Below are 23,987 nucleotides of genomic sequence, written 5' to 3'. Positions count from 1 at the left end.
TTGCTTTCCATGCGACTTATGCTTGAGTGCTAGGTGAAATCCTAGCCTTTTTTATTTGGTACCGGTAGATCCGTATCCATTTGTTCCACGCTCGCTATGCGATAACTCGTCTACTTCTTCAAAATGCGCTGTTATTACTGGCGCTATGACGTTTATACCCAATATTCTTCCTGTCTTTTCACACCTGATAATCTCTTTTTCTTCATTGTGAAGTCTTGTATGATCTGCTAAACTCATAACTTCTAAGTTAGATATTTTATTATTTTGTTTGTTATGATCCTTATGGTGTACAACTTCCCAAGCTTCTAAGGGTCTTCCTAAATGCAGGGACATTATGTAACGATGCTCCATCACATATCCGTCCTGATCACAGTTAGGATGTTCTGGGTGATAAACCAGTACATAACCACGAGAATTTATTCTTCTTCCACCTTTAAATAACGGATTTTTTTCTCCTCTATTTTCAAAATTAGGATTATCTTTACCTAGATACATCGTTTCTCTTCGTTTGTTATCACATTTTCTACTACAAGCTTTCCTTCTCTCCCAATGACTCGGTTTGGTCTTGAAAACCTCCCCGCATACGCAACACTCTTTAAATCTTTTATCGGATCCCTGTACTCCCAAAACCACTTCCCCCTCTTTCTGATTCACTCAATTCATTTGATTCAACAAAACAAGCTGTCATTACTGGAGCGATTACCCCTTGAGCGATTCTGTCTCCACGCGTCACTTCATAAGCTTCTTCTCCCATATTTTCTGCAATAATACCTACCTCTGATCTATATCCACTATCCACCGTTCCAAGAACAACTCTCAACTTTGTATTACGCGTCATACCGCTACGCGGGCGCACCTGCAATTCATATCCTGGCGGAATCTCGAAAGCTAATCCGGTTTGTACAACCTTCGTTTCACCTGGCCAGATAATCGTGTCTTCCGCTGCCACAAGATCAAAACCGCTATCTCCTGGCTTCGCATATCGTGGCAACTCCACATCTTTTACTCGCTTAATCTTCACTCTTAAATTCATTCCGTCCCACTCCTTATAGGCAATTTAATAATGTTTCTCTACGTTCTTTTAATTCTTCTATCTTTTTCTTTGTCTTTTCTCTTTCAATATCCATCATCACTAGATGATATTCATACTTATTTATTTCTTCTTGATTAGTTATAATTTCGCTTTTGACTTGTACGATTGTTTCTTTCTTCATGCGATCCCTCCTAGAATCCCAATTCATCCTCAAACTCTTTCCTTTCGAACCCCGCAAGTACATTACCACTTGGGAATACCGTTACTGGCGCTGCGCTGTATCCGTAAGTATCAAACTCTTTTCTGTATTCTTCCTTTTCCTCTATGTTTCTCTCTTCAAATTCCACCTCTGCTGCCTTTAATCCAAATTTCACATGCATGCAGTTAGGACAATTATTTTTCGTGTAAACAATGATCTTAGTTGCCATTCTCTTCAGTCTCCTTCGCTTCTGCTAATAGTTGAGTTACTTCAAACGTGCCATGCTCTGTATATTTCATTGTTTTTTCTCCTTAGTAATAAACTGAATCTTCTTTGTATAGGTCAACGTATAAGGGTACTGTCACCTTATGCGGATAATAATGGATAACATCAAAACTCACATTGTTATACTCTCGATGCCATTTGAATGTAGGATCTAAATCTAAAGGGGCCCACTTTCGATTAAACTCAATAGTAACGTTATAGGTATCCTGCCAGTGCTTGTCACCTGTAAGCTTGTATAATTGTCTATTCCTTGTATGTCTCATTCTCCCCATCCCTTTCCAGCAGCCCCGCCAGTTCCTCGCAACTCCCTTCAAATAAGTCGCGCCCATCCGGTAGCTTGAATATGTGATTATCAATTAATTTGTTGATTAAAACGTCTTGCCTGTCCATGTTGCCTCCTAGCTTATCTGCTGTACTTCCTTACGACTCATTACTGGCTTCGTAGCTGCTTCGTAAGGATTCATTCCTCTTTTAACTCTTTGATAAAAAGTAACGTCCTTAATACCGTTCTTTCTTGCTAATTCCAGGTGTGCTGCATACCCTTTCGGTTTCGTCGCCGCTTCATATGGATCCATACCATTTTTTATTCTTTTGAATAGTGTTGGCTTGCTAATCCCATTCCGTTCAGCGAGAGTTATCATCCCGGCGTTAATTCCACCCTTACGCTTTCTGATCGGTACTGTTATAGCGCGTTCTAACTCCCATCCGTACTCATTAACACGTTGATATACATTTGACTTACTAATGCCGTTCTTAGCCGCCTTCTCATAATCTTCGTCAGTGATAACAGGTCCGTAATGCTTCACGATACTCCCTCCTTATCTTTCACAGAACAACGTCTTCCTGTATTAATTACTGGTGTTGTCGCCGCTCGTTCAATGTCCCATTTTTGAGTGCAAATCCGTGAAAGGAACGTATGATATCCAATGCCGTTGTTCTTTGCGATATCTAACCACTTTTTCTCTATTTCACCTTTTCGTCTCACTGGTTTAGTTGCTGCATTTTGATATGTCCAACCTAATCCCAATCTGTTATAAAAATTATGTTCCGGAATGCCATTCTCTAATGCAATTTCCTTCCATTGTCCATGTTTACGATTACGTCCTCTATGCGGTCTTAATGGAGTCGTTATCGCTTCTTCTACACTCATCCCCATAACAACAATTCTTGCGTATGCAGTTTTGTAAGATATTCCATTTGATTCTGAAATTTCTCTTTCTTCTTTTGTGAATATTCCCCCTCGCGAAGGAGGTATTGTTATCGCTTCTTTTATCGTCCAACCACTTTTAATTCTGTTGTACAATGTGTGGTAGTTAATCCCGTTGTTTAATGCTTTTTGTAAATTCTCTTCGCTTATCCAGCTCGGCATATTCTCCCTCCTAATCTAGCGCTAAAAATTCAGCCCTTGTACGATTTGAATGTTTTATCTCAATCTTCTGAATACCCTTTCCGTGTTCTTCTAACGCTGCATTCCACGCTTCACTTTCTGTATCAGTATCAAAGCAGTCCATCTTTTGCCTTTCGTCTTGGTCGAAGAAGTGAACCTCGTATGACGTTATGACGCTAGGCTTCGCTAGGAATTGCTCGGCCGTACTTTTTGCTTTGTAATCAAAAGTTCCCAATATGTCGTCAAAACTTAGTTGACTTCTCACTGTTCAAACCTTCTTTCCAAGTTAACGAACTTTCCATACTCCTTAATGAATGCCAATTCTACTGATCCGACCGGGCCATTCCTTTGCTTCCCTATAATGATTTCAATTGTGTTTTTGTTTTCTGTTTCTCTATCGTAATAATCTTCTCGGTAAAGGAACGCTATGACGTCTGCATCCTGCTCTATTTGCCCGCTCTCGCGTAAATCGGACATCATAGGTCTTTTGTCTTGGCGCTGTTCTACACCACGGCTCAACTGAGATAGAGCGACTACACATACATTTAATTGGCGAGCCATTGTTTTCAGCGTCCGGCTAATTTCCGCTATCTCTGCTTGTCTGTTTCCTTTATGTACCGGATTGCCTGTTATAAGCTGTAAGTAGTCGATAATCACCATGATTTGTCTGCCTGGGAACTCATCGCATAACTTTTTAACTTTTGACCAGATAAAGTTCGTTGTAATCCCTGCATCATCAAAGATACGAATGTTTTTGTTATTCAACGCTCCCATAGCTTGCGTTAACTTTGTCCAATCTTCTGGGTTTAACTCACCTGTTTTCATGCGATTCCCATCGATATTCCCGTTAATGCTAACCATTCTTTTTAGGAGTTCCTTTTGTCCCATCTCAAGTGAGAAGATAGCAACTACATCACCTTCACCTTGCTCACCCGCTGCATTACTTCCTACGTTTAAACAGAATGCCGTCTTACCTACCGATGGTCTTGCTGCTACGATGATTAGCTCCTGCGGTTTGAATCCTGCCGTCATGCGGTTTAGTTCAGTGAATCCCGTATCCATTCCAGCCAATCCGCGAACCGGATTTTCTAACTCGCCAAAAACTTCTATAAGTCCGTCCTTGATTCGCCCGTCACTGTTCTTGTCTTCCCTACTTAAATTCAGTAGTGCTGCCATTTGAGTTTGTATAGCAAGTTCCGTATCGTTCCCACTGTGAACCGCCTGTTTTAATGCTTCTGTATTTCTAACAACTTCTCGATCTCGCCACTTACTCCACACGATTTTTTCATAGTATTTAATATTAGAAGTACCTGGCGTAGTTTCTGATAATTGAGCGAGATATCCAATTCCACCGACATCCTCTATAAGCCCTTTTTCAGCCAATCTAGCGGTTAAAGTTACAAAGTCTACTGGTTCGTTCCCGCTATCAATTTCAAGCATTGTACGGAAGATATGGACGTGCTGAGGACGATACATCTGCTCGGGTTGTAAATTGATATCTTTTATCTTGTCTGGATCTAATAACAGTCCTCCCAGAAGACCTTGTTCCGCTTGAATGCTATATAATCCCTCATAATCTAAAGTGTGGTTCACTGTCTTCCCCTCCGTTTAATCCCCAATATCTTTGCTATTTCTTTTAGATGCTTTTCCCGTTCCTCTGGCGGCGCCACGTCTTTGCTATTTTCATCCCACTGATTGAACATTGATTTTGTCTCCGCAACAGTTGGTCCTGTATATTTCACTTCATGATTTTCTTTTAATAAGTCAGCTGGTTTAGGAGGAAATTGATTGTATTTCGCATAGTTAGAAAGGTTCTTTAGCATTTCCTCGTATTCTTGTTCTGATAGAATAGTAGTCCATAAGTCAATTTTCATTTGTGTTACTTCAAATATCGGATATAGCGCACTAATTGCCTTTAATAATTCAAACGTCTGCTTCTTATTCAAGGTCAAAGTCCTCCTCTCTTAACTCTTTCTTACCTTTAACCACTTTAGGCTGAGTTTTTGCTTTCTCTTTCTTAATCTTCACTACTAATGCATCAAACTGTTTTCTTAACTTAGCTGGCGAAAGAATGTTAGTGCTCCAGAAGTCATCCTTTTGTGTCCAGTTGATAAGGTATTTAATTTGTTCATCCGTTCTATCGTCTTTTTCTCTCATTAAACGGAAGTCATTAGCCCATTTATCGAAGTTAGGTTCTTTTGCTGATGGATTGTTTAGTAACATTAATTCAAATAACAATTTCGCATTCTCCAGGTCGGAAGTTGAAAACTTTTGACAAGAAGGTTTTTTATTCTTTTCTTTATCTATTTCTTTATCTATTTCTTTATCTATTTCTTTATCTTCTTCTATATCTGTTGCGTGACTCTGCGTGACTGTCCCGTGACTGTCACGTGACATATCTAATCTAAGTTTTTCTCTTTGTTTTTGCTTACGTAATCGGTTTTGTTCACGTATTTTCTCTAGACCATCAACGTTTTGATGCTTTTCCCAATTCGAAATGCAAATGTACTGATCATCAGTGATATCAATCATTCCAAACTGTTTGAACGTTTGTAGTGCAAGTCTTACTGTTGCTATCGGTCTATTAAAAAGTGTTGAGAGCATTTCTTCTGTGAAAGGAATGTTTTCGCTCAAGAAAATGTAACCATTAGCATTTGTTCTGCCCGCTTGAGACAACAATTTAATCCAAATGATTAGTAATGTATCTGCATCTGGTAAACTTTCAATCAATCGAATCTTTTCATCTTCAAACATGCTAGTAGAGAGTTTTATCCATTTAACATCTGCCATTTAGTTCACCTTCTTCATCACAAACAAATACTCAACTGTATCTGTATACCCGTTAAATTTATATCCACCGTTCCCGAAGTTGCGGCTCATATCATAATCAAAACTTTTTCTTTGCTTATAAATCTTTTGATATGGCTTTACATGTTCATATCCGTCTTTTTCTAATTCCCTAACACGTTTAAGTAATTTAGCGAGGTTGTAACCTCTTACCGGAATTGGTTTTCTTGTATCTCGATTATGCTTATTCCATTGAAAACTCATCACATCACGTCCCTTTCGCATACCGCTATGTCGCCTTGAATTTTGATTATTTTATATCCTGGGTAGCGATCGGGAGTAATGTACTCAATCGCCTTTGCCTTTGCTTCTTTTTCATTCCGTGCGCCCTTCCACACCCACGCCGGAAGGACGACTTTTGATTGGCTTTTATCTAACATAGGTTTTCACTCCTTATCCCGCTTGGCTATATTGTGTTTCCCAACCAGATAGTACTTGTATCGCTTTAGATGCTAACTGTGAGCTTAAATCACTTAAATTTTCAGCATTGATATTACCTTTTAAAGTATCTTCAACTGTTTGTTTATCTGTTTGTGTTAATGTCGCTACATGCGCTATTTTTGCATGTATCATTTTCATTTGTTTCTCGGATGCTTTACCGTTACCACTTCCTTGTGGTTTGCTTGGATTGTGTCCGTTGTTACCTTTAGATTTAGGCTTGTCCTTTCCATAAGTAGCACCGTTACCATCATCATCTTCACCTGTGTTTAAGCTAAGGAATGCTGCTAGTGAATATCGTCTTGCGTATGTTATGCAACTTCCTACTGCTTGCGGATCGTTCTTTACTGGTTTCATTGTTAGTTCGTCCGACTCAAGCCATTCGCCACTCTCATGTAAGAGAAGTGTTTTTAACGTTACGTTTTGACCGTCTCCACTTGGTATTTGCATAATACTTAATCCGTGTTTAGAAAGGATTGGTCTAATTTCATCTATAATCGTGTCTAGCGTTGCGTAATTGTTTTTAAAGAAAGGATTATCTGCATCCTTTGCTATTTTGTTAACCTCTGAGTTGAATTTCACTAATGCTTTAGCTAATTCGGTGATAGTTTCACTCTTATTCATTTTTCATTCCCCCTGTCATTCCACGTGATCCCAAAGCTTTCTGTTAATAATTTTCCAAACCGTATCCTTATTAAGATTGAATATTTTTGAAATTTTAATTTGGCTTAATCCACTCATATACATTTCTCTCATTCTTTTAACATCAGATTCATTCACTTTACTCATCCCGTTTTTCATCCCTTTAGAATCTCCACGCAATTTGTTTTTTACCGCGTGCTGTGTATTCTCTTTCGGAGTAGTCCATTCTAAATTGCAAACACGATTGTCTGTTTTTATGCCGTTTATATGATTAACTTGCAATTTGTTATCAGGATTGGGAATGAATGTTTCTGCAACTATCCTGTGAACATGTACTCTTTTTTTTACCTTGTTTTTGATTAGCCCAACAGATGGATACCCTTTTAAATCAGACTGTTTCATTTGTTTTCTTTGCAATTTAAGTTCGTAGCCATTGATTGTTTTCGTAATTCGTTCTTTCCTAAAAACAATTCCATCATCTGTTATTTCATAAAGACCTTCATATCCTTTAACGTCTCTCATGGTTAACGAATCCTAATTCCTTCAGATTGCTTCAACGTAATTCCATCCCATTGCATTCCATCTTTAACTGCTGCAAGTAATAACTTCTTATCAACCTTAGGTGGCTGAGGAATCATGTATTCTGGTGGTACAACTGCATCTTCTGCGATGTCTAAGCTTGCTGGATTCTTTTGAATCCCTACTGTTACGATTGTTCCTTTGATACGTTTCAAATCAGTTGCTACCATTTGTTGATACAAGTAATCTTTTAATCCCTTACAATTGTTTTCTATTGCTTTTCTGCGCTCCGCTAGGCGATTTTCTTCTGCTTTAATAGCATCTACATCAGCTTCAAGGTTGCGAATCACTAACGCTGTGTTTTGCACTTTATCTTGAATGCTTTCTTCAATCGCTTGTAATGTGTCTGCTAACGCTGATGGATCTACACCATCCTCAATCATCATTTGCAACTCTCTATAATTAGAAGTAAGTTCATATAATTTCATTTTCATATCCTCCTAGAACGGCATTTCGCCATATGGTTTATTTGTTAAAACCGTGATTGCATAGTCGAGATCTAACTTCTTCACGATGTCTTGTTCCTTTTCAGACATTTGTTTTAAAGTTTCGATTGCACGTTCTTTTTGCTTGTCTAAAACATCTTTCATTTCCACATTCCTCCTTATTTACTTAGAAGAAACGACTGTGTTATAATAGAGGTACAATTTATTGCGTCGTTTCATGAACCAGTCGATTAGGGGTAATCGGCTGGTTTTATTTTGTTTTGATGCTTTCACGCATCGGAATATCCAGGAACCTTTAAATTAGGTGGGGACTAACATTAGATTCCTGAATATTCCGACAAGCGAGAGCTTGTCTTATTTCATCTTGTTAGCTTTCTGACTTCCTTTATAAAATCCATATCGATGATCAGCTTCTGAAATGAAGATAACTAGGATTAAAATAATCGTTGCTTGTATAAAGCTTTTTGCATTGCTGAAATTTATGAACATAATGATTAAGTAAAGTGCCCAATATGTTCCGAAGAACTGTTTACCATTCATTTTTATTCCCCTCTCTATTTATCCAGAGTGATAAACTCCTTATGCATTTCCTCAACCTTATCTGCGCTGTTATGTATCCCTCTAGCTCTTAAATCCTTTATGATCCACAAGAGTTTCTTTTGTTCGTATTCATCACGCTGTTCTTTATTTGTCATCTTCAAGCCATCCTGCTCTCTTTGCTACAACATCAATTCGATGTACCAGGTATACGAATACACATATTGCCGCTGCTACGATTCCTAGTGATAATGTGCTTTCTTCCATCATTTAAACCGCCTCCTGTTCTAAGAGATTGCCATTACTTCTTCATGGATTTTGTCTACTTCTGTAATTAACAGTGCTTTAATATCACACTCAAATTCTTCATTTTTATCTAACAAAATATTTATCTCTTCAACAGATTCCATATTTAACTCGTTTTCATCACTTTCTAACATGTCATCACGTTGAATCATTAATGACGTTGATACATCATCTAAATGTTTTAGTAAGTCGCTAAAAAGTTTTGCTTTCAATACTGAGTTCATGCTTACGTTTGCCATTATTGTTCCTCCTTTATATAGCCTCGTTAATGTTTACTTGATAACGAATTGCCATTTCTTTCACAATAGCTAGGTAAATCTCTAGTAACCGCTTATCTTCACCTATGATGTCTAAATTAGATACCTTATCGATTTTGGATTTTGAAACGCCCTCTAATGCCATGATTTTTTTCTTGTTGTTTACACGAATACTCAATTTAGCGCTGGCTCTTTGCTCTAAGATCTCGTAACTTTCGTTTCGAATCTTTCTGTACATTTCGAAACCACCTTGTTTACGAGCAATTTTGTTTAAAATTAACGTTGTATCTTTTCGCCAATCCGTAGAGTTCAAAGCTACAATTTCACTAATGTTGTCTACCTTCTGTTCCAACTTCTTCTGGTTTAATTCTTGAGTAGCTAATGTTGTGAAAAGCGTTTGGAACATTTGAAGCTCTGGGCTTAGTTGAGTTGTGTCTATTTGTTGTTTCCTCATATTGAAGTATCCGTCAACAAATTGATCGTATAATTCCCAAGCTGTATCATCTTCGAGGATTTTTAAAAGTTTTGCGTATCCTCGTTCTGATAGGAGGTAGATATTATTTGAATTAGCAACAGATTGTCTGCTGAATCCTAAGTCCGTAAAACTCAGTGGCTCAAACCCACTCACTTTTAAATCGATAATATCTACGCCATCTTTAAATCTTTTTCTGTTATCATTGATTCGTCTATTCACTTCTTTCAGTGCTTGTCCATGAATTACAGCGATATCCTTAACTAGCATTGCTTTTTTATCCTCGCCGAACCCACCTTCTATTCCAGTGAATTGATAACCAGCGATATATTGTTGTCCAATGATTTGTAATTGATTCATTTTTATTCCTCCTTGTTACTCTCAGGGTAACTTAGTTTCAAAAAAAATCTATTTACTCAACAAGTGATCCACTGTTACTCCAAAATATTCTGCATATGCACATAGTGTAGGTAAGCTTGGGTTCTTCTTTCCTGTTTCATACCTAGAAATCGTTGCTTTCGCTCTGCCAAGCCTTTCTCCTAGTTCACTCTGTGACAATTTATGTTGAATACGAAGTTTATGTAATAACTCGTTGTTGACTTTATTTGGTTTCATTTGTCATCACCTCGTTTACAATTTTGATTATACACCTATGTTACCCTAAAGGCAACATATATTTTTAAAAAAGTTTTTAATTTGTTTTTTAGGGAATAACTAAAATTAAAAAACACCGAAAAATATAAAAAGTTTGATATAAATATTCTGTTTTTCGTTTACTTAAAGGTAACTTTCATATTAATATATAGAAGAAGGTGACCCAAGGGGTAACTTTTCTTAAGGGGGAAAAATTAAAATGTTCAATGAACGATTGAAACAATTACGAATTGAAAATAACTACACTCAGCAAGAATTAGCTGATTTAACTGAACTATCAAAACCAACAATTTCTCGATTCGAGGGTAATAAGAAGACTCCATCAAGAGAGTCGGTTACTAAGATTGCTAAAGTATTTAACGTTTCTACAGATTATCTATTAGGTCTATCTGATCACAGAAATTTAGATGAAAATCAATCTTCAGAAGTTAAAGTAGAATTAAACAACATGATTAATAAAATCGAAAAACTTAGTGAAGACCAACAGAAAATGATACTAAATATGATTAAAGGTGCAGTAAACAGTTTAGACGATTGATGGCGAAATTCAGCTGACAATCGTCTATTTTTTTATTTACCCTTCTGATTGGAATTGATTCATTTGCTCCATGATTGCATTTAACGCTGAAATTGCCCCTTGATCCCCACTCTTTGCTGCAATAATTAACACTTCTAATTCTGTATACTTTTCCATCCCCAACATCCTCCAGTATCTTCATAGTAGTTTGTGAATTAATTCACATTCATTGAACTTTACTGTATTTTTTACCAAAAGTTCAATGACCCCAAAAATGACGAATGACGTCTTCCGCAAGAGAAGACGTCATTCTTATATATCTATAAAATTAAATCCCTGTTCCAGGATCCTCTGCATATAAAATTACGTTTTGTGTTTCTTTAGCAACTTGTTTTGGTTGCTCTTTATTATCAGCTGGAGCGAATAAAAAACCGCCAGCTAATGCTACGCTTGTGATTAGCGATAGTACTTTTTTCATTTAGCATCACCCAACTAAATTATAGCATTTTTGGGACATTATGCCTAGGTTTTTCTTCGCTAAATAGGAATAAAAAATATCCGAAGATCGCTCAAATAAATCCAAGGCATCACTTAATATCTGCGGATCATTCCCCTTCGCTATACCCAGATAAGTTAAACCGAAAGCGCTAAGTTTTCCTTTATTTTTAATTACATTCTCTAGTATACTTATTGCCTTTTCACAATTGCCTTTTTGTATTTCTAAATAAGCTTTTTCAACTTCATCCTTAGGGTTGATATTATCCAGATCTTTCTTCCAATGGATTTTCAAGAAATCAATCGTATTCAATATCATGTTTTTCCTCTTCATCATTTGATTACCAGGACCATTCGTTATGATACTCGCAGCAGCATTTAAATATCTTAATGATTTATGGTAATCCGTAAAGATATACGATTCTCCCAGCACACCGTATGCTGTTGCTTTAAAGATAGGAAATAACATATCCGAACTTTCATCGTTGATTATTTCATGGCATACACTTCTTAATCTTGGAATCTCATTACACGTTAACAATCCGTAAATAGTAGCTTCTTGTATTTTGAATTTCAAAAATTCCTTAGCGTAGTTATCTTCCAACTCTTCGACCTTCTCATGTAATTCTTCAGAAAGCCTAATCATCGACTTATAGTTTTTCTGATCATATCTAATATGAAGAAGTACAATGCCCTTGAGAATCTCAAATTCAACATTTTTTGATTTAATACCCTCTACTTTTTCTTTATAAACCTTTAATAGTCCATCCCCGGATAAATCGCCTTTGTAACGTAGATATATTAATCTACAAACCTTTTCCCAATCGTGCTTAATTGTTGTTTCGTTTAACAGTTCTGCTACGGTATCTAACTCTCCGTGCGCTAACAAATAATATACAGCTATCTTTTTATTACCCTGTCTCTTCAAGACGCTAGAATATTTACGGCAAAAACTCCTTCTCGCATTAACATCATCAGGATACACTTCTTTTAAAATTATTCCATACTTATTAAAAACGAGTTGATGCTTTCCTTTTAAGAACCTTGATAGTGTAGCACCATCAATGTCTATTCTTTTTACAAGTTGGGTTCTATTGATGTTTTTACTATCCATATCATCAGATATCTTGCTCAACACTTTTTGCATAAAATTGCTCCCCTTTTTCCGGAACAAAAGACACGTTATACCCAATTTGTTACATTTAAGGAAAACGCGTCACTATATCTAAGATGTGTGTTATAATTATGTATGAGACTTATGACAAGTGTTTTCCCTACTCGCATTAGGGAGGACGGTGTAAGGGTGTTGGTAGCACCACTTGCACAGTCATGGGTCTTTTTTACGTCCGTTTATTTTATTATTTTCATAATATCACATTTTTTCCAAAATTCAGTCGTGTGGTTATCAGAAAATTGTTGAGAAAGTTTTAAAATCGCGATATATCAACGTTTCTCAATTGATTAAAAAACAGAATATGCAATTATACATATAACGTATGAAGATCTCACATGCATATTTTACCACAAAACCGAACTTTTGTTCTAATTAATTTTACAGAGACTCAAAATAAGTCATTTAATTGAATTAATGTCACAAAATTAATCGTTTTATCCAAATATATACCATCCACTTCCCTCGTTCGCTTATAATTGTCACAGATAAAAAAGGGCGGTGAATAGTCATTGCTTAATGAACGGCTAGTATATTTTCGCAAGAAAAATAAATTAACTCAAAATGATGTTGCTCACTATTTAAATGTTGTTCGTTCAACATATACCAATTGGGAAGCTGGTAGATCCGAACCTGATGTTTCAACTCTTATTAAGCTTTCTGACCTATATAACATTAGTCTAGACAACTTGGTTGGCAGGGAATATAGAATTCCACCACAAGTCGAAGTCATATTAGATCAAATTTCTAAACTAGACACAGAACCACAAAAGAAAGCGCTAAACCTCTTAGTGGAATATACATACTTGGTGAAAAAGTATTTTATGTAGGCTCCACACTCCTTATTTTAACGTATAAACACCTTTAAACATCAAGGTAATATGAATCCTCTATTGAAGATTCTAAAACAAAATACGGAGCGTTGCAGCGCTCAATATTTCAAATTAAAGATATTGTATTTGAATCCATAATAAAAGAAATCATTTCCAAAATAAAGAGGTAAAAATTTACATATTTTTACCATTCTTACCAATGAGGGCTTCGGCTCTCTTTTTTTTATTTTCATTCGACAAAATATGACAATATAGTTATAACTGAATTTGTTATGATAATCACGGAAATCTTACATTTTATATTATTGGAGGAACTGAGATGTACAAAAAACTAGGTACAATCGCTTTAACAGGAGCGTTAGCTCTTAGCTTGGCTGCATGTGGAGATACGAGCGAATCAGCAAAGAAAGTCTCTACTAATGAAAAGAAAACAGGGCAAACAAGTGAGAAGAAAGAAGAAAAAAAAGAATTTAAAGTTGGAGAAACAATTCAATTGGGTGATCACAAATTAACTGTTTCTAACATTGAAAAGTCTCAAGGTGGAGAGTTCGATAAACCTAAAGAGGGCCATGAATTTATCATAGCTAACTTAACTATTGAAAATGGTGGTAAAGAAGAAATTAGTTATAATCCCTTCGATTTCACTTTGCAAAATAGTGAAGGTAATATTGTGAACGAAACATTTACTACTGTAAATCAAAATACACAATTAAATGCTGGTCAACTTGCTCCGAACGGGAAAGTTACAGGAAGCATTGCCTTTGAAGCGAAACAAGGCGATCCGAAACTTCAATTAATATTTAAACCTAACTTCTTATCTTCAAAAGAGATTAGAGTTAATCTTCAATAAATACATACGTAGGAGAATTTAAAATGAAACGAACAGCTGAATTTGTATTAGGACTTATTGGTGGTATTTTTGGAATTCTATGTGCATTTATTGCATTATTTATCGGTGGGCTTGGTTCTGCTTTAGAGGCTGATGGTGCAAACACTGTTATCGGTTTAGGGTGGGGAGCTGTCGCTCTATCTGTATTAGGAATCGTTGGTTCTGTGATGGTGAGAAGTAAAGCTAAAGTTGGTGGTATCATGATGACTGTTGCTGCTATTGGTGGATTTATTTGTATTTCTCTGATTTACTTATTACCAGGAGTATTATTATTAATTGGTGGATTAATGGGCATCTTCCGTAAAGATAAAGCAGCTGTATCTGCTTAATCATACGTTATGTTAATCAAAATTAGAGGGCAAAGCTCTCTTTTTTTGTATATTCTAAATATCTTGTACTCAAATACTGGTAATTTTGATACTATTTTATTATAAAAATCTAATATATAAGGGGAGAAATACGGGTGGAAGTTGAAAAGAAATCAAAGGTTTGGGAGTATATTGGATGGGGGAGCTTCATTTTAGTTGGTTCTTTCTTATTTTTTTGTGCTTTGATATTAGTATTTGGTGATCCGAAAACTAAATACCAAGCTCAAGAGGTTACAGCCCAAGGGCAAGAAGTTAAAGATGCTGAAAAAGATTCAAAAAAAGAATATTCGATTGGCGAGACTATTAAATTAGGTGATCACAGACTAACTGTAACCGAAGTAAAAAAATCTCCTGGTGGAGAATTCGATAAACCAAGACAAGGGCATGAATACATATTGGTAGCAGTAAACATCTATAATGGTGGAAAAGAGGATATCTCATACAATACTCTTGACTTCGAAATGAGAAATAGCCAAGGTAATATCACTAGACCGACCTTATCAATGATCAATCAAAATACCGCACTTAATTCTGGCCAATTAGCGCCCAAAGGACAAGTGGCAGGAACTATTGTATTTGAACAACCTATCGGTGAGAAATTAAAATTACAATTCACACCTAATTTCTGGAGTAAGAAAAAGATCATCATTAATCTTTAAAATAAAAAAGCACAGGGAAAGGGAATCCCATGTGCAATAATAACTTAGGTAATTACAGTATAACATAAAAGTTCCAGTATTTAGGTCTTTTCTTTTTGTTTAAAATATAGATTTAAGCAACATTTCTCAATGAACAATATAATTTAACATGGTAAAATAATATTTGGATGGGATTCCAATACATATTTATAAAATTAATGTAGTTCAAGTCGGAGGAAGACGCCTTAGGGTGTCTTTTCTTTATGAAATTTACAAAATACAACAATATAATCTCTAACATTTTGTTATGATATTTTCAATGATGCATTTATAAATAGAAGGGACTTATTACTATGGGATTTAGATTTCGTAAGAGTAAAAAAATAGCTCCTGGTATTAGGTTGAACGCAAGTAAAAAAGGCATAGGAATTAGCATTGGTGTAAAAGGTGCTCGTGTTAGCTTTGGCCCCTCAGGAACACGAGTTACCACTTCAATTCCTGGTACAGGTATTTCTTATCAAAAACAAATAAGTAATAAATCAAGAAACATAGAAGAATTAAATTACCAAAATCCTACATATACTCCTCAAACGGTGGAAGTAGACGCTATAACGATAAGGGATAGTCAAGCTACTATTAATACACGAAAAATAGCTAAACCACTTTACTTAATAATGATAATTGCATTTATTGCTTCAATATCGTTCGTAAAAATTTTATTCGCTATAATATTTGGAGTAGTTGGCTTTATAAGTTATAGATTAAGCTTGACTCCTGTTGGTGTTATTTGCCCTACTTGTAACAGACAACACCTTGCATTCAAACAAAAAGAAATAAAATGTTCTTTTTGTAATAGCACTCTAATAATAAAAAGACACTCATAAAGGTGTCTTTTCTTTTTTCTTATTTTTATCTAGAAGATATTCTAAGTATTTACAGACTATCATCAACAATCCTCCAAAAAAAATTAAAGGAAACATTAAATATACGATTATCATAAAACCCTCTAAATGAAGTTTATCCAATCCGTAACTCATATAAGAAACAAAAATATCTGCACCATAAACAAATAACAATAATAACAATGGTCCTCCTATAAATAAAACAGCCAAGTATACTGCATAACGGTAAACAGCCGTTCTAAAAGCACCCATAAACAATCCCCCCTCATAAAATTTCACGTACTATATCCGATTTGTAAAACCTAATTCTACAATAAAGCCTATTCTATCATCCCCCACCATAATAAAAACCCCCTAAATAGGAGGTTCTACAAACAATATATAAGTAGTCCAGATAATAACAGGTTTAAGCAGACACACCGTGGGACACTTTTGTAAATCAATTAAATTATCACAACGACAGACATATATTACGGTTTAAGAAGACATAGGGTGGGACACTTACTAAAGTTGTTTCATTAGTCGACCTATAACTGATTTGGATAACCCTGTATACTCGACTAACTTACGAATAGATGCACCAGGATAAAGTTCCTTAGCTCTTTTAAGAATACTTAGCTTGTCCTCTGTTTTCTTTTGTTCTTTAGCTAAGTATTCTTCACGAGTGGCAACACCTTCAGCACGTCGCTTCGCACGTTTCCTTTCCGTGTCACGTCGTTGTTTCTCCACTTTATCTATTAAAGTACTCATTTTTTCTTTTTCATCTTGTGTGAAATCAATATTAAGTTTACGAATTACCGTATCATTTCGCATTGGTTTAATAATGTTCGGCGGTAATCCCGTACGCTTATAATCATTTTTCGCGAATTCATCGAAGAAAGTCATAGCATCCTTATACGCATTCTTTGCTGTTCGCTCTACTTCTTTTTTTGGTTGCGGATCAGCAAGCTTTGCATTTAACTGGAACGTCATTTCTAACGTCGCTGCTTGGTTCTTAACGATTAAAGCCGTCGTAAATGAGTAAATGTATGTTAAATCGTTTCGATTCTCTATAACGCCGTTTCTAAGCTCTACAATCATTTCTAAATCAGCTTTACGCTTCGTATTTAAACTGTAGAGGTCCATTACCCCTTTACGTGCTGGTAACGTCGTTAAAGTACCTTTACGCTTCGTCTTACGCTTTTTCTCTAGTGGCGGTACATATTCATATAGTTCTTGCAGCGAATACTCTCTTTCCGTCCATAGATCCACTGTAATTTGTTGTCCTGTTTTACCATGAGTGCTATATGGCAAACGGAATACACGGGATAAATCAGAACATGATCCGTCTGCACCTAACGGCATAAGCATTTTTACAAAGTGATTTGTTATGTATTGAGTTAAATATGCCATTTGTGGAGCAGCGCCCCCACTTATGCTATAAACTAATTGCACCCCTCGACCATTCATAATGATATTTGGGCACGGCAATGATCCACTGAATACGAAATCATGCAATTGTTTTATCACATACTCTTTTGAGAGTCCTATTTTATAAAAGTCCAAGTCTACGCCTATATTTCTTATTTGCTTCAAATCAGCCGTTTTACGACTTCCGTGTTCAAATGCATTAAGAGATAGATAGACATCTTTTAGACCACGTTCTGAAGCTTTTAACAAATGCTTCAAATCACGTAACCCATACCAAATTTGTTTATGTTGCTCGTTACTTAAATCAATCGTAACAACATATCCTGATTTCTTCCGTTCTGATAAGTAACATTCATACCAGGAATCAATGAATGTTTCCTCTTGCGGCTTCCGAATTGCCACCGACATACAAATAGCCTCCTTATACAAATAAAAGGAAGCTACACAAGAATATATTACACTTTACCTGTCTAATAGTTTTTGATATTATATAGACAGAAGTTAATAAACACCAAGAATTTTCTTGTGTAACTATTTGAAGGATCCATTCTCAAACTTTGGTCGGGGAGAGAATGGGTCCTTTCGTCTTTTATTCCGTTTTTTCTACAATTATTGTAACGCAAGATTCATATACTTACAAGGACAGACGACATGCCTAGCGCTTGTCTTTTTTTATTTTAATAGCAGGTAAACACTTGTTGTTACAGAATTGATAAGCAATATGTTAAATTGACAAAAACAAAATGATATGTTTTCATTTTGTTATTATTACAACTACATAAAAATAATGTATAAATTACATTACGTTAATATTAATGTTAATATTAATGTTAATATTAATGTTAATGTTAATATTAACGTAAAAATAACGGAGGTGCCTGAATGGCTTATAAATTAGCTTTTGTACAGAATAAAGGCGGTGTTTTGAAGTCTTCAATGACAGTAAACTTAGCTGGTCTTTTTGCAAAACAAGGTAAGCGAGTATTAATCGTAGATGCCGATCAACAAGGTAACTCTCTTCTTTCTTTCGGTAAGAATCCAGATAAGTATCGCACGACTTTACATGATGTATTAGTTAACTTTGCTCCTGCTAGGGAAGCTATTGTAAACGTCTATAAAAATATTGATATTCTTCCTTCTAACGAAATGATGAGTTTCTTAGATTTCGACATCCTACCAAACTTAGATAAATACATAAATCCGTTTTTGCTTCTAAAAGTAGCGTTAATGTCTGTTGAAGATGAATACGACGTAATTCTATTCGATAGCCCACCAAGTTCAGGTTTAATCCAAAGTAATGTTATTTGCTGCACGGACAGAATTATCATTCCTTTCCAACCGGAACAGTATAGCGTACGTTCTTTAATTAAGATTATTGATGTAATTAATCAATTCAAACAGAAACATAACCCGAATTTAGATATCGCAGGAGTAGTTGCTACACTTGTTCAAAAAAACACGAAGCTACATACAGAAGCAATTAAACAAGCGAGACAATTCTGTGTTAAAGAAAAAGTGCATTTCTTTAACGCTAATATTCCGAGAAGTATTTCATTCGCAAACTCAATCGCTTATAACAAACTGCCTCTTACTTTAGCAAAAAAAGATACTGAATTTGCATTTTACTACAAGAGTTTATTTAAGGAGCTGAATGAACATGAGCAACCGCAATATAGCTGATTTATTTGGTGATAGTGCAGTTAGAAATGATGATGATAACAATACACCAAAACAAAACGAAGAAGTGACATTAGAAGAAATAAACAACGTTAATGTTAATATTAATGATAATGTTAACGAAATGTTAGAGAAACAAAAACATAATGATAACAAAACAGAAACAAAACATAAAATTAATGATGTTATCGAGAATGACGATATCCTTGGATTCCTGAAAGAAGAGCAAGAGAAGAAAGTGGTTGGGTTCCATTTAGATAAAGATGTAAGACAAGCCTTCCAAAAGGTATTAGGTAAGAAACCTCAACGTGGGGCACAATCAGAACTTGCGAATAGAATTTTCCGTGATTTCTTTGAAAAGAGAGGATTGCTATAAACTCTACATTTTGTAGGGTTTATTTTTTTATTATTAAAACGTTATAATTACGTTAATATTAATGTTAACGTAATGTTATTTAAATGTATTTATAATATTAAAGTTATATTTGTAAAACAAAGAAAAAAGCCTATTACAAGGCTTTTTATTCTATATTCTTATACTAGCACATAACATAGATATTGCCTGTTACCCCTGTAACTCTTCCCAACTTCGACCGTACAATTGGGTGTGCAGTTTAGTTAGGGAATAGTTACTTCTTCATCAAACATAAAAACATTCTATTCTGCTTCGTTGGACATAAATCAAGTAATCTCATGGTATTCTCAGCGTCATTTATGCTATTTGCATTAACTATATTATTTCTCCACATCCATCGTTTCTTGTCTATACTTCTATATACAGCCCCACTATCACCATTAATCCACAGTCGATTATTACAACCAATGATATCTGCACGAATCCAATGTTTTTTATTAATCATTTTAATCCACTTTGTATTATGACATAAGGAGTTACACTTATATAGCTTTAGCAATCTCGACAAGCAACCTCATAAACAACGGAATCATTTGAACAACTATATAGCCAATCCCTGCACGACTTATTAGCGAGAATCCTCGTTCCTGGCTACCAACCATAATGAATAACCCGCCGCATAACGCTACAACGGATGCAATTGGATAGGAAACTGCTTTAATCAAGAAAATAACCGGCTCAAACGCATTTACAATACGATTGTACAGTTGGCCATCTATATAATTTTTTATCTTCCCATCGTTGGACTGCACATCTTTAAATACTTCATTCACATCTGGATTATTTCCATCAGCAAATACGTGAGGAATATCTATAATGTTGCTGAATATAATAGCACTACCGATTACTATACTCACTCGCACTGCGACAGGTGCGTATTTTTTTGCTTTCTTTTTGAACAAGCTCCACTTTTTCTTTGCCCCGTAGTTACCATCCATAAAATCTTTGATGCTCATTGTCTCTGTTGCCATATGGATCATCTCCCTATTTTTAATGGAAATCAGTAACCGTAAATATGTTGCAATCCAACCCTTCACAAAGTTTCTGGAGTTGCTTCCTTCTATATTCCGTCGTGGTGTACCAAATAAATTTAGGTGGTTTTTCAAATACATTGCATTCCATTAACTTGCGATATTTCTGCATCTTGATACGATTTGCACTCATCTTTTGCTCGTGATCCACCTCTACAATGTGATAACGGCCATTATCAGTGAATAGTGCATCTGCAATTATAGAAACAATACCTTTCACATTCATCTTTACTTCCTGCTTCCATGTTTTTGGGCATTCGTAAGCAATGTAGATGTCATTCCTCATAATATAGTGACGGAATTGATTCGAACGCTTGAGTATCTTCTTACTTCCAATACGTTCACGCCCTTCTTTGTTGAGATAATACACTTTCTCCCCAGCTCTAAAGCTAGAAACATATTCTTCTAGTGTTTTCATCACACGGGAAGCATTCCTGTCACCACCAAGATCATGAAGTACCTGAATTTGCTTTCTACTAAGAAAGCCGAGTTTCTTCAAGCTCAAGAGTATACTTTCTGTTCTTGCTTCCTTCATGGCTAGTTTTTGCATCTTCATGCTCCTTCCTCGCTCTTATGTTGATATGTGGCTTTATGATGTTATCTATTTGCTTATTATCGATATAAACCGTCTGTAAGACCTTCTTCTCATTCGTTTGGTATATTGCCCTTCCTTTTATGTTAGGAAGACTCTCTGCGCCGCCCTCGTCTAGCACAGCACGGCTCCCGGCTTCTGTCTGCAATCTAAAGCAAACACGAGCGCCAATATTTTGTCTTAGTTGAGATGGCAATGCTTCATTTGTTGGGTACTGTGTCGCATATACCAAACGGAATCCCGCTGCCCTGCCACGACGACCTATATCTACAATGATGTCCCTGCACTCCTGATATGGCGTCATGTCGGCCGCTTCATCTACAATGACAAAGTATCGGACTGGATCCCCAGCTTCTTTTATATCTTCGTATCCTTTTTCTAGTAAGTATTCATTTCTAGCATTCAGTTTATCTTGCAATTCCCTTAGAGTCTCAAGGGCTTCCTCTGGATTCTTCGCAATTGATTCGACTTGATTTAGGAATCGGTATCGGTTGAAAGAGAGACCACCCTTCAAATCGATAAGGAATAGCTTTGTATTTTCTGATTGGTTGCGTACCAAAGATGTAATGATGAGTTTTAGTACATTTGATTTCCCCATATCCGTCATACCGGCAGAGATCATATGAGATAGCTGGTCAAAGTCATGTTTTACTAACCCATCCCTTGTATAACCGATAGGTACCTCCCACCCCTTACATTGCTTCATCATGTCTTCCTCGAATTTAACGAAATCAGGAATCCCTCTTTCATAAACTCGTATTTTAAGTAACCCATCGTAAGACAGCTCAATTTCCTTTCTAACGAGTTTTTTCTTGTTTATGATGTTTTGTATTTGTTTAAAGATATCTTTTCGTAAACGAAGAGATTTGAAGTCTGCTAGCTTAAAATCGTAAACTTTGCTCTTATGATTTAATCCATCCTCTAAATGTTGCATCTTTTGTTCGAAATCGGAGAAGCTAAGTCCAAGAGGGATCCTATACGCATATTCAACTCCCCAATCATTTCTTGTTTTGCGAAGCAGTTGTATAGTCCTGGTCTCTTTTCCTTCTTTTACTTTTAATCCGCAGTTCGCACAAATCCTTTGAATCTTAGAGGCATCATTTGTTGCTCCTTTTTGATGCATTTTTGATAGAAAGACTACACCACCAACTGCAGCTGAACTTACTAACTCAAATATCAATGCTCAAACACCACCATTCTTTATGTATTCTGCAAGAATAGTCCCTGAAGATTAGAAGAGATAAAAAACAGCTATGAATCATTGAAAATACTAAACTTGTAATGTCTGAAACAGTATTCTGTGAGCGAATTCTATTAGGAATAGATAAAACGAAGTTTTAAAAGGCTATCAATTCGGAACTGAGAATCGTAATTTGTTTGGTATGGTAAAAGGTATTTCATACTGCTTGATTAACATTCCAATTTTCTGGAGGTTTTAAAAATAAAACTTTTGGACATTCTTGTACTAATGGATTAAATACAGGAGTGATCAAAATGAATTGGCTTAACTTAGGGAAAGGCAGACGTTCAAAGATAGCTCGCTTTTTAGATAAAAACGGCGTTACTCAGCAAGAACTAGCCGAAAAAAGTGGGGTAAGTAAATCTACAATAAGTCGCATATGCCAGGGAGATGCATTTGCACCAACAATGAAGAACGCACAAAAGATTGTGAGAGCTTTGAAAAAGATAACAAATAAAGATGTTCATTACGATGATTTTTGGATGTAGCTTCGTGAAAAACGGGGCTATTTTCATTCTTTCAAAAGAACGTATATTCTGTGTGATAAGAACAAAAAAACGGAATAGCATTAACAAATACATTCCGATATGATTAGAAAAAGGAGGGATGAATATGGCGAAGGATATAGTAAGAAGAAACCAAGCTGGAGCTATTATTTATGATGATATCAATGATTTTGAGTATTTGAACATACCTATGATTCTTAAAGAAGAAGACGCGCCAGTATATGAAGTTCTTAGTGTTGGTACTGCCGGAAAGGACGACGTTGCAGCAGTTTCAATGAATAGAATTACAATGTCAAGGACTGTCATACAAGTAGCAACAATTAAAAATAGTGATGGGAGCGTTAAAGCGTATCGCTTACCAATAGAATTAGAAAAATGGGTTCAGCACTGTATGAACGCAGTGTTAGAAGGATACAAACCCTTCCCAAGAAAAGTGGCGTTTGGAATTATTAATAATAAATATTATGTTGAATTCAAATAAAAAAAGGCCGCCCAATAGGACGGCTTTCGTTTTTATTAAACTATTCTTTTGTATAGAAGTATTTAAGTCCTTTCGCATCTAACCACGCTGTTGCTCGATCTAGTTCATTCCCTTGGCGATATGCTGTTTCAAATCTAACTAATCCTTGTTTATCTCCATATGAGATAATACGAGATTCATACCCAAGAGCATCCATCATTCCTAACATCTCAGGTACTAACGCTGTACCGAACTCATAAGTAACTACTTTGCTAAATTTATTCACTGTAATTCCAACTCCTTGATTATTATTTGCGCTTCCGCTTACTGTAAATCCGAATACTTTCGCAAATGCCCTTGCATACGCTGCTGCCAATTGATCTAAGAAGCCACCTTCATTGAATTGAGAAAGAAGTTTTACATGTTCCATATTATTCATAAAGCCATTCTCAAACAGACATGCATCCATGCTTGTACCACGTAATACTGCATAATCTGCTTCACGTACTTCACCGTTTGTGAATACACCAAATTTAGAATAGAAATTATTCCACATTTCATTATGAAGCTTTTGAGATAAATCTCTTGTTCTTTTTGGAGCGTTTGGATGGATATACGTTGTAAACCTCTTTCCCACTTCACTGGCATCATCCACATGAATTGAAGCAAAGAATGACGCTCCATAACGATTAGCAATATTACAACGTTCTCCTAAAGGAATGAATACGTCGGTACTACGTGTTGAATTGTGGACGACACCT

General features: G+C 35.8%; 42 protein-coding genes. 10 read left to right on the top strand and 32 right to left on the bottom strand.

Annotated features, from left to right (window positions below):
• Positions 1 to 51 precede the first annotated feature (51 nt).
• The 23 genes from ACTFR9_RS26750 to ACTFR9_RS26640 form a co-directional block, all read right to left on the bottom strand.
• Complete coding sequence (locus ACTFR9_RS26750; RefSeq protein WP_440049057.1) at positions 52 to 633, bottom strand: HNH endonuclease; 582 nt, start codon at positions 631 to 633, stop codon at positions 52 to 54.
• Positions 605 to 1,033, bottom strand: a complete 429-nt coding sequence (dut, locus tag ACTFR9_RS26745; RefSeq protein WP_440049056.1) for a dUTP diphosphatase — start codon at positions 1,031 to 1,033, stop codon at positions 605 to 607. Before dut ends, ACTFR9_RS26750 begins: the two co-directional genes overlap by 29 nt.
• 13 nt (positions 1,034 to 1,046) lie before the next feature.
• A complete protein-coding gene (locus ACTFR9_RS26740; protein ID WP_440049055.1) occupies positions 1,047 to 1,214 on the bottom strand; it encodes a hypothetical protein in 168 nt (55 codons plus the stop codon).
• Positions 1,215 to 1,224: 10 nt separating this feature from the next.
• Complete coding sequence (locus ACTFR9_RS26735) at positions 1,225 to 1,461, bottom strand: glutaredoxin domain-containing protein (RefSeq protein WP_047387716.1); 237 nt, start codon at positions 1,459 to 1,461, stop codon at positions 1,225 to 1,227.
• Between the two features lie 299 nt (positions 1,462 to 1,760).
• Complete coding sequence (gene fbpA / locus ACTFR9_RS26730) at positions 1,761 to 1,907, bottom strand: Fur-regulated basic protein FbpA (RefSeq protein WP_438906811.1); 147 nt, start codon at positions 1,905 to 1,907, stop codon at positions 1,761 to 1,763.
• Positions 1,908 to 1,915: 8 nt separating this feature from the next.
• Positions 1,916 to 2,323: a hypothetical protein gene (locus ACTFR9_RS26725; RefSeq protein WP_440049054.1), complete on the bottom strand. Its 408-nt coding sequence runs from the start codon at positions 2,321 to 2,323 to the stop codon at positions 1,916 to 1,918.
• Positions 2,320 to 2,886 carry a nucleoside permease gene (locus ACTFR9_RS26720; protein WP_440049053.1) on the bottom strand — a complete coding sequence of 189 codons (567 nt, stop codon included), beginning with the start codon at positions 2,884 to 2,886 and terminating at the stop codon, positions 2,320 to 2,322. Before ACTFR9_RS26720 ends, ACTFR9_RS26725 begins: the two co-directional genes overlap by 4 nt.
• A 10-nt stretch (positions 2,887 to 2,896) precedes the next feature.
• A complete protein-coding gene (locus ACTFR9_RS26715; protein ID WP_440049052.1) occupies positions 2,897 to 3,169 on the bottom strand; it encodes a hypothetical protein in 273 nt (90 codons plus the stop codon).
• A complete protein-coding gene (gene dnaB / locus ACTFR9_RS26710) occupies positions 3,166 to 4,497 on the bottom strand; it encodes a replicative DNA helicase (protein WP_440049051.1) in 1,332 nt (443 codons plus the stop codon). The genes ACTFR9_RS26715 and dnaB overlap by 4 nt, the downstream gene beginning before the upstream one ends.
• Positions 4,494 to 4,850, bottom strand: coding sequence for a hypothetical protein (locus ACTFR9_RS26705; RefSeq protein ID WP_440049050.1), 357 nt, complete (start codon positions 4,848 to 4,850; stop codon positions 4,494 to 4,496). Before ACTFR9_RS26705 ends, dnaB begins: the two co-directional genes overlap by 4 nt.
• Positions 4,843 to 5,694, bottom strand: a complete 852-nt coding sequence (locus ACTFR9_RS26700; RefSeq protein ID WP_440049049.1) for a phage replisome organizer N-terminal domain-containing protein — start codon at positions 5,692 to 5,694, stop codon at positions 4,843 to 4,845. Before ACTFR9_RS26700 ends, ACTFR9_RS26705 begins: the two co-directional genes overlap by 8 nt.
• Positions 5,695 to 5,955 (bottom strand): hypothetical protein, encoded by a 261-nt coding sequence (locus tag ACTFR9_RS26695; RefSeq protein WP_242302946.1) that lies wholly within the window; start codon positions 5,953 to 5,955, stop codon positions 5,695 to 5,697.
• Positions 5,955 to 6,131: a hypothetical protein gene (locus ACTFR9_RS26690; protein ID WP_000884829.1), complete on the bottom strand. Its 177-nt coding sequence runs from the start codon at positions 6,129 to 6,131 to the stop codon at positions 5,955 to 5,957. Before ACTFR9_RS26690 ends, ACTFR9_RS26695 begins: the two co-directional genes overlap by 1 nt.
• A 13-nt stretch (positions 6,132 to 6,144) precedes the next feature.
• The gene (locus tag ACTFR9_RS26685; protein WP_440049048.1) at positions 6,145 to 6,813 is read right to left on the bottom strand and encodes an ERF family protein; all 669 of its coding nucleotides are present in this window, start codon (positions 6,811 to 6,813) and stop codon (positions 6,145 to 6,147) included.
• Between the two features lie 15 nt (positions 6,814 to 6,828).
• Entirely contained in the window at positions 6,829 to 7,353 is a 525-nt protein-coding gene (locus ACTFR9_RS26680) for an HNH endonuclease (RefSeq protein WP_416504680.1), read from the bottom strand.
• A 2-nt stretch (positions 7,354 to 7,355) separates the two neighbouring features.
• Complete coding sequence (locus tag ACTFR9_RS26675; RefSeq protein ID WP_416504681.1) at positions 7,356 to 7,838, bottom strand: siphovirus Gp157 family protein; 483 nt, start codon at positions 7,836 to 7,838, stop codon at positions 7,356 to 7,358.
• 12 nt (positions 7,839 to 7,850) lie between these two features.
• The gene (locus tag ACTFR9_RS26670; RefSeq protein ID WP_163258454.1) at positions 7,851 to 8,000 is read right to left on the bottom strand and encodes a hypothetical protein; all 150 of its coding nucleotides are present in this window, start codon (positions 7,998 to 8,000) and stop codon (positions 7,851 to 7,853) included.
• 210 nt (positions 8,001 to 8,210) lie between these two features.
• Positions 8,211 to 8,396: a hypothetical protein gene (locus tag ACTFR9_RS26665; RefSeq protein ID WP_368500962.1), complete on the bottom strand. Its 186-nt coding sequence runs from the start codon at positions 8,394 to 8,396 to the stop codon at positions 8,211 to 8,213.
• Between the two features lie 14 nt (positions 8,397 to 8,410).
• Entirely contained in the window at positions 8,411 to 8,551 is a 141-nt protein-coding gene (locus tag ACTFR9_RS26660) for a hypothetical protein (protein ID WP_440049047.1), read from the bottom strand.
• A complete protein-coding gene (locus tag ACTFR9_RS26655) occupies positions 8,541 to 8,663 on the bottom strand; it encodes a hypothetical protein (protein WP_001992058.1) in 123 nt (40 codons plus the stop codon). Before ACTFR9_RS26655 ends, ACTFR9_RS26660 begins: the two co-directional genes overlap by 11 nt.
• A gap of 17 nt (positions 8,664 to 8,680) precedes the next feature.
• Complete coding sequence (locus ACTFR9_RS26650) at positions 8,681 to 8,938, bottom strand: hypothetical protein (RefSeq protein ID WP_440049046.1); 258 nt, start codon at positions 8,936 to 8,938, stop codon at positions 8,681 to 8,683.
• 13 nt (positions 8,939 to 8,951) lie between these two features.
• Positions 8,952 to 9,788 carry an ORF6N domain-containing protein gene (locus ACTFR9_RS26645; RefSeq protein WP_262718122.1) on the bottom strand — a complete coding sequence of 279 codons (837 nt, stop codon included), beginning with the start codon at positions 9,786 to 9,788 and terminating at the stop codon, positions 8,952 to 8,954.
• A 48-nt stretch (positions 9,789 to 9,836) separates the two neighbouring features.
• Complete coding sequence (locus ACTFR9_RS26640; RefSeq protein WP_074540328.1) at positions 9,837 to 10,043, bottom strand: helix-turn-helix domain-containing protein; 207 nt, start codon at positions 10,041 to 10,043, stop codon at positions 9,837 to 9,839.
• 238 nt (positions 10,044 to 10,281) lie between these two features.
• On the opposite strand from ACTFR9_RS26640, the gene ACTFR9_RS26635 reads away from it, so the two are divergent.
• Positions 10,282 to 10,620 carry a helix-turn-helix domain-containing protein gene (locus tag ACTFR9_RS26635; protein WP_074540327.1) on the top strand — a complete coding sequence of 113 codons (339 nt, stop codon included), beginning with the start codon at positions 10,282 to 10,284 and terminating at the stop codon, positions 10,618 to 10,620.
• Positions 10,621 to 10,656: 36 nt separating this feature from the next.
• Here ACTFR9_RS26635 and ACTFR9_RS26630 read toward each other — a convergent pair whose 3' ends face one another.
• The 3 genes from ACTFR9_RS26630 to ACTFR9_RS26620 form a co-directional block, all read right to left on the bottom strand.
• Positions 10,657 to 10,776 carry a DNA polymerase III subunit delta' gene (locus ACTFR9_RS26630; protein ID WP_074540326.1) on the bottom strand — a complete coding sequence of 40 codons (120 nt, stop codon included), beginning with the start codon at positions 10,774 to 10,776 and terminating at the stop codon, positions 10,657 to 10,659.
• A gap of 151 nt (positions 10,777 to 10,927) precedes the next feature.
• The gene (locus ACTFR9_RS26625; RefSeq protein ID WP_000757192.1) at positions 10,928 to 11,077 is read right to left on the bottom strand and encodes a hypothetical protein; all 150 of its coding nucleotides are present in this window, start codon (positions 11,075 to 11,077) and stop codon (positions 10,928 to 10,930) included.
• Between the two features lie 6 nt (positions 11,078 to 11,083).
• Complete coding sequence (locus ACTFR9_RS26620; RefSeq protein WP_242302956.1) at positions 11,084 to 12,241, bottom strand: AimR family lysis-lysogeny pheromone receptor; 1,158 nt, start codon at positions 12,239 to 12,241, stop codon at positions 11,084 to 11,086.
• 536 nt (positions 12,242 to 12,777) lie between these two features.
• Here ACTFR9_RS26620 and ACTFR9_RS26615 point away from each other — a divergent pair.
• The 5 genes from ACTFR9_RS26615 to ACTFR9_RS26595 all read left to right on the top strand — a co-directional run bounded on the left by ACTFR9_RS26615 (position 12,778) and on the right by ACTFR9_RS26595 (position 15,877).
• Positions 12,778 to 13,095: a helix-turn-helix domain-containing protein gene (locus ACTFR9_RS26615; protein WP_440049045.1), complete on the top strand. Its 318-nt coding sequence runs from the start codon at positions 12,778 to 12,780 to the stop codon at positions 13,093 to 13,095.
• 322 nt (positions 13,096 to 13,417) lie between these two features.
• Positions 13,418 to 13,948, top strand: a complete 531-nt coding sequence (locus ACTFR9_RS26610) for a DUF4352 domain-containing protein (protein WP_163258446.1) — start codon at positions 13,418 to 13,420, stop codon at positions 13,946 to 13,948.
• Between the two features lie 23 nt (positions 13,949 to 13,971).
• Complete coding sequence (locus ACTFR9_RS26605) at positions 13,972 to 14,316, top strand: DUF4064 domain-containing protein (protein WP_097927749.1); 345 nt, start codon at positions 13,972 to 13,974, stop codon at positions 14,314 to 14,316.
• A 134-nt stretch (positions 14,317 to 14,450) separates the two neighbouring features.
• Positions 14,451 to 15,014, top strand: a complete 564-nt coding sequence (locus ACTFR9_RS26600; protein WP_000451518.1) for a DUF4352 domain-containing protein — start codon at positions 14,451 to 14,453, stop codon at positions 15,012 to 15,014.
• Between the two features lie 332 nt (positions 15,015 to 15,346).
• Positions 15,347 to 15,877: a DUF4236 domain-containing protein gene (locus ACTFR9_RS26595; protein ID WP_086729760.1), complete on the top strand. Its 531-nt coding sequence runs from the start codon at positions 15,347 to 15,349 to the stop codon at positions 15,875 to 15,877.
• On the opposite strand, the gene ACTFR9_RS26590 is transcribed toward ACTFR9_RS26595, so the two are convergent.
• Together ACTFR9_RS26590 and ACTFR9_RS26585 are read right to left on the bottom strand one after the other, a co-directional pair.
• A complete protein-coding gene (locus ACTFR9_RS26590; protein ID WP_440049044.1) occupies positions 15,872 to 16,147 on the bottom strand; it encodes a hypothetical protein in 276 nt (91 codons plus the stop codon). The two genes, ACTFR9_RS26595 and ACTFR9_RS26590, sit on opposite strands and share 6 nt — an antisense overlap.
• A 252-nt stretch (positions 16,148 to 16,399) precedes the next feature.
• Entirely contained in the window at positions 16,400 to 17,713 is a 1,314-nt protein-coding gene (locus ACTFR9_RS26585) for an AsnC family protein (protein ID WP_440049043.1), read from the bottom strand.
• A gap of 474 nt (positions 17,714 to 18,187) precedes the next feature.
• Here ACTFR9_RS26585 and ACTFR9_RS26580 point away from each other — a divergent pair, with 474 nt between their 5' ends.
• Both ACTFR9_RS26580 and ACTFR9_RS26575 read left to right on the top strand, forming a co-directional pair.
• A complete protein-coding gene (locus tag ACTFR9_RS26580) occupies positions 18,188 to 18,985 on the top strand; it encodes a ParA family protein (protein ID WP_440049042.1) in 798 nt (265 codons plus the stop codon).
• Positions 18,963 to 19,358 (top strand): hypothetical protein, encoded by a 396-nt coding sequence (locus tag ACTFR9_RS26575; protein ID WP_440049041.1) that lies wholly within the window; start codon positions 18,963 to 18,965, stop codon positions 19,356 to 19,358. Before ACTFR9_RS26580 ends, ACTFR9_RS26575 begins: the two co-directional genes overlap by 23 nt.
• A 521-nt stretch (positions 19,359 to 19,879) precedes the next feature.
• On the opposite strand, the gene ACTFR9_RS26570 is transcribed toward ACTFR9_RS26575, so the two are convergent.
• Genes ACTFR9_RS26570 through ACTFR9_RS26560 form a run of 3 tightly spaced genes read right to left on the bottom strand, consistent with a single transcriptional unit; the run spans position 19,880 to position 22,200 of the window.
• Positions 19,880 to 20,368, bottom strand: a complete 489-nt coding sequence (locus ACTFR9_RS26570; protein ID WP_033693623.1) for a hypothetical protein — start codon at positions 20,366 to 20,368, stop codon at positions 19,880 to 19,882.
• A gap of 19 nt (positions 20,369 to 20,387) precedes the next feature.
• Positions 20,388 to 20,933: a replication-relaxation family protein gene (locus tag ACTFR9_RS26565; protein WP_440049076.1), complete on the bottom strand. Its 546-nt coding sequence runs from the start codon at positions 20,931 to 20,933 to the stop codon at positions 20,388 to 20,390.
• Entirely contained in the window at positions 20,905 to 22,200 is a 1,296-nt protein-coding gene (locus tag ACTFR9_RS26560; protein ID WP_440049040.1) for an FtsK/SpoIIIE domain-containing protein, read from the bottom strand. Before ACTFR9_RS26560 ends, ACTFR9_RS26565 begins: the two co-directional genes overlap by 29 nt.
• 314 nt (positions 22,201 to 22,514) lie before the next feature.
• Between ACTFR9_RS26560 and ACTFR9_RS26555 the strand changes: the two genes are divergently transcribed.
• Together ACTFR9_RS26555 and ACTFR9_RS26550 are read left to right on the top strand one after the other, a co-directional pair.
• Complete coding sequence (locus ACTFR9_RS26555; protein WP_033693619.1) at positions 22,515 to 22,748, top strand: helix-turn-helix domain-containing protein; 234 nt, start codon at positions 22,515 to 22,517, stop codon at positions 22,746 to 22,748.
• Between the two features lie 124 nt (positions 22,749 to 22,872).
• Positions 22,873 to 23,247, top strand: coding sequence for a hypothetical protein (locus ACTFR9_RS26550; RefSeq protein WP_440049039.1), 375 nt, complete (start codon positions 22,873 to 22,875; stop codon positions 23,245 to 23,247).
• Between the two features lie 40 nt (positions 23,248 to 23,287).
• Here the strand turns inward: ACTFR9_RS26550 and ACTFR9_RS26545 are convergent.
• Positions 23,288 to 23,987 (bottom strand): N-acetylmuramoyl-L-alanine amidase (locus ACTFR9_RS26545; RefSeq protein ID WP_440049038.1); only part of this gene is annotated, 700 nt, incomplete at its 5' end.

The sequence above is a fragment of the Bacillus cereus group sp. MYBK222-1 genome (assembly GCF_051916425.1).
Classification (GTDB): domain Bacteria; phylum Bacillota; class Bacilli; order Bacillales; family Bacillaceae_G; genus Bacillus_A; species Bacillus_A paranthracis.
Note: the sequence above shows the minus strand (reverse complement) of the source record. Positions and strands in the feature narration are given on the sequence as shown.

Coding starts and splice junctions, on each gene's coding strand:
- dut (WP_440049056.1), bottom strand. CDS start 1,033: ATGAATTTAAGAGTGAAGATTAAGCGAGTAAAAGATGTGGAGTTGCCA.
- ACTFR9_RS26740 (WP_440049055.1), bottom strand. CDS start 1,214: ATGAAGAAAGAAACAATCGTACAAGTCAAAAGCGAAATTATAACTAAT.
- ACTFR9_RS26735 (WP_047387716.1), bottom strand. CDS start 1,461: ATGGCAACTAAGATCATTGTTTACACGAAAAATAATTGTCCTAACTGC.
- fbpA (WP_438906811.1), bottom strand. CDS start 1,907: ATGGACAGGCAAGACGTTTTAATCAACAAATTAATTGATAATCACATA.
- ACTFR9_RS26720 (WP_440049053.1), bottom strand. CDS start 2,886: ATGCCGAGCTGGATAAGCGAAGAGAATTTACAAAAAGCATTAAACAAC.
- ACTFR9_RS26700 (WP_440049049.1), bottom strand. CDS start 5,694: ATGGCAGATGTTAAATGGATAAAACTCTCTACTAGCATGTTTGAAGAT.
- ACTFR9_RS26695 (WP_242302946.1), bottom strand. CDS start 5,955: ATGAGTTTTCAATGGAATAAGCATAATCGAGATACAAGAAAACCAATT.
- ACTFR9_RS26690 (WP_000884829.1), bottom strand. CDS start 6,131: ATGTTAGATAAAAGCCAATCAAAAGTCGTCCTTCCGGCGTGGGTGTGG.
- ACTFR9_RS26685 (WP_440049048.1), bottom strand. CDS start 6,813: ATGAATAAGAGTGAAACTATCACCGAATTAGCTAAAGCATTAGTGAAA.
- ACTFR9_RS26680 (WP_416504680.1), bottom strand. CDS start 7,353: ATGAGAGACGTTAAAGGATATGAAGGTCTTTATGAAATAACAGATGAT.
- ACTFR9_RS26675 (WP_416504681.1), bottom strand. CDS start 7,838: ATGAAATTATATGAACTTACTTCTAATTATAGAGAGTTGCAAATGATG.
- ACTFR9_RS26670 (WP_163258454.1), bottom strand. CDS start 8,000: ATGAAAGATGTTTTAGACAAGCAAAAAGAACGTGCAATCGAAACTTTA.
- ACTFR9_RS26665 (WP_368500962.1), bottom strand. CDS start 8,396: ATGAATGGTAAACAGTTCTTCGGAACATATTGGGCACTTTACTTAATC.
- ACTFR9_RS26660 (WP_440049047.1), bottom strand. CDS start 8,551: ATGACAAATAAAGAACAGCGTGATGAATACGAACAAAAGAAACTCTTG.
- ACTFR9_RS26655 (WP_001992058.1), bottom strand. CDS start 8,663: ATGATGGAAGAAAGCACATTATCACTAGGAATCGTAGCAGCGGCAATA.
- ACTFR9_RS26650 (WP_440049046.1), bottom strand. CDS start 8,938: ATGGCAAACGTAAGCATGAACTCAGTATTGAAAGCAAAACTTTTTAGC.
- ACTFR9_RS26645 (WP_262718122.1), bottom strand. CDS start 9,788: ATGAATCAATTACAAATCATTGGACAACAATATATCGCTGGTTATCAA.
- ACTFR9_RS26640 (WP_074540328.1), bottom strand. CDS start 10,043: ATGAAACCAAATAAAGTCAACAACGAGTTATTACATAAACTTCGTATT.
- ACTFR9_RS26635 (WP_074540327.1), top strand. CDS start 10,282: ATGTTCAATGAACGATTGAAACAATTACGAATTGAAAATAACTACACT.
- ACTFR9_RS26630 (WP_074540326.1), bottom strand. CDS start 10,776: ATGGAAAAGTATACAGAATTAGAAGTGTTAATTATTGCAGCAAAGAGT.
- ACTFR9_RS26625 (WP_000757192.1), bottom strand. CDS start 11,077: ATGAAAAAAGTACTATCGCTAATCACAAGCGTAGCATTAGCTGGCGGT.
- ACTFR9_RS26620 (WP_242302956.1), bottom strand. CDS start 12,241: ATGCAAAAAGTGTTGAGCAAGATATCTGATGATATGGATAGTAAAAAC.
- ACTFR9_RS26610 (WP_163258446.1), top strand. CDS start 13,418: ATGTACAAAAAACTAGGTACAATCGCTTTAACAGGAGCGTTAGCTCTT.
- ACTFR9_RS26605 (WP_097927749.1), top strand. CDS start 13,972: ATGAAACGAACAGCTGAATTTGTATTAGGACTTATTGGTGGTATTTTT.
- ACTFR9_RS26595 (WP_086729760.1), top strand. CDS start 15,347: ATGGGATTTAGATTTCGTAAGAGTAAAAAAATAGCTCCTGGTATTAGG.
- ACTFR9_RS26590 (WP_440049044.1), bottom strand. CDS start 16,147: ATGGGTGCTTTTAGAACGGCTGTTTACCGTTATGCAGTATACTTGGCT.
- ACTFR9_RS26585 (WP_440049043.1), bottom strand. CDS start 17,713: ATGTCGGTGGCAATTCGGAAGCCGCAAGAGGAAACATTCATTGATTCC.
- ACTFR9_RS26580 (WP_440049042.1), top strand. CDS start 18,188: ATGGCTTATAAATTAGCTTTTGTACAGAATAAAGGCGGTGTTTTGAAG.
- ACTFR9_RS26575 (WP_440049041.1), top strand. CDS start 18,963: ATGAGCAACCGCAATATAGCTGATTTATTTGGTGATAGTGCAGTTAGA.
- ACTFR9_RS26570 (WP_033693623.1), bottom strand. CDS start 20,368: ATGGCAACAGAGACAATGAGCATCAAAGATTTTATGGATGGTAACTAC.
- ACTFR9_RS26555 (WP_033693619.1), top strand. CDS start 22,515: ATGAATTGGCTTAACTTAGGGAAAGGCAGACGTTCAAAGATAGCTCGC.
- ACTFR9_RS26550 (WP_440049039.1), top strand. CDS start 22,873: ATGGCGAAGGATATAGTAAGAAGAAACCAAGCTGGAGCTATTATTTAT.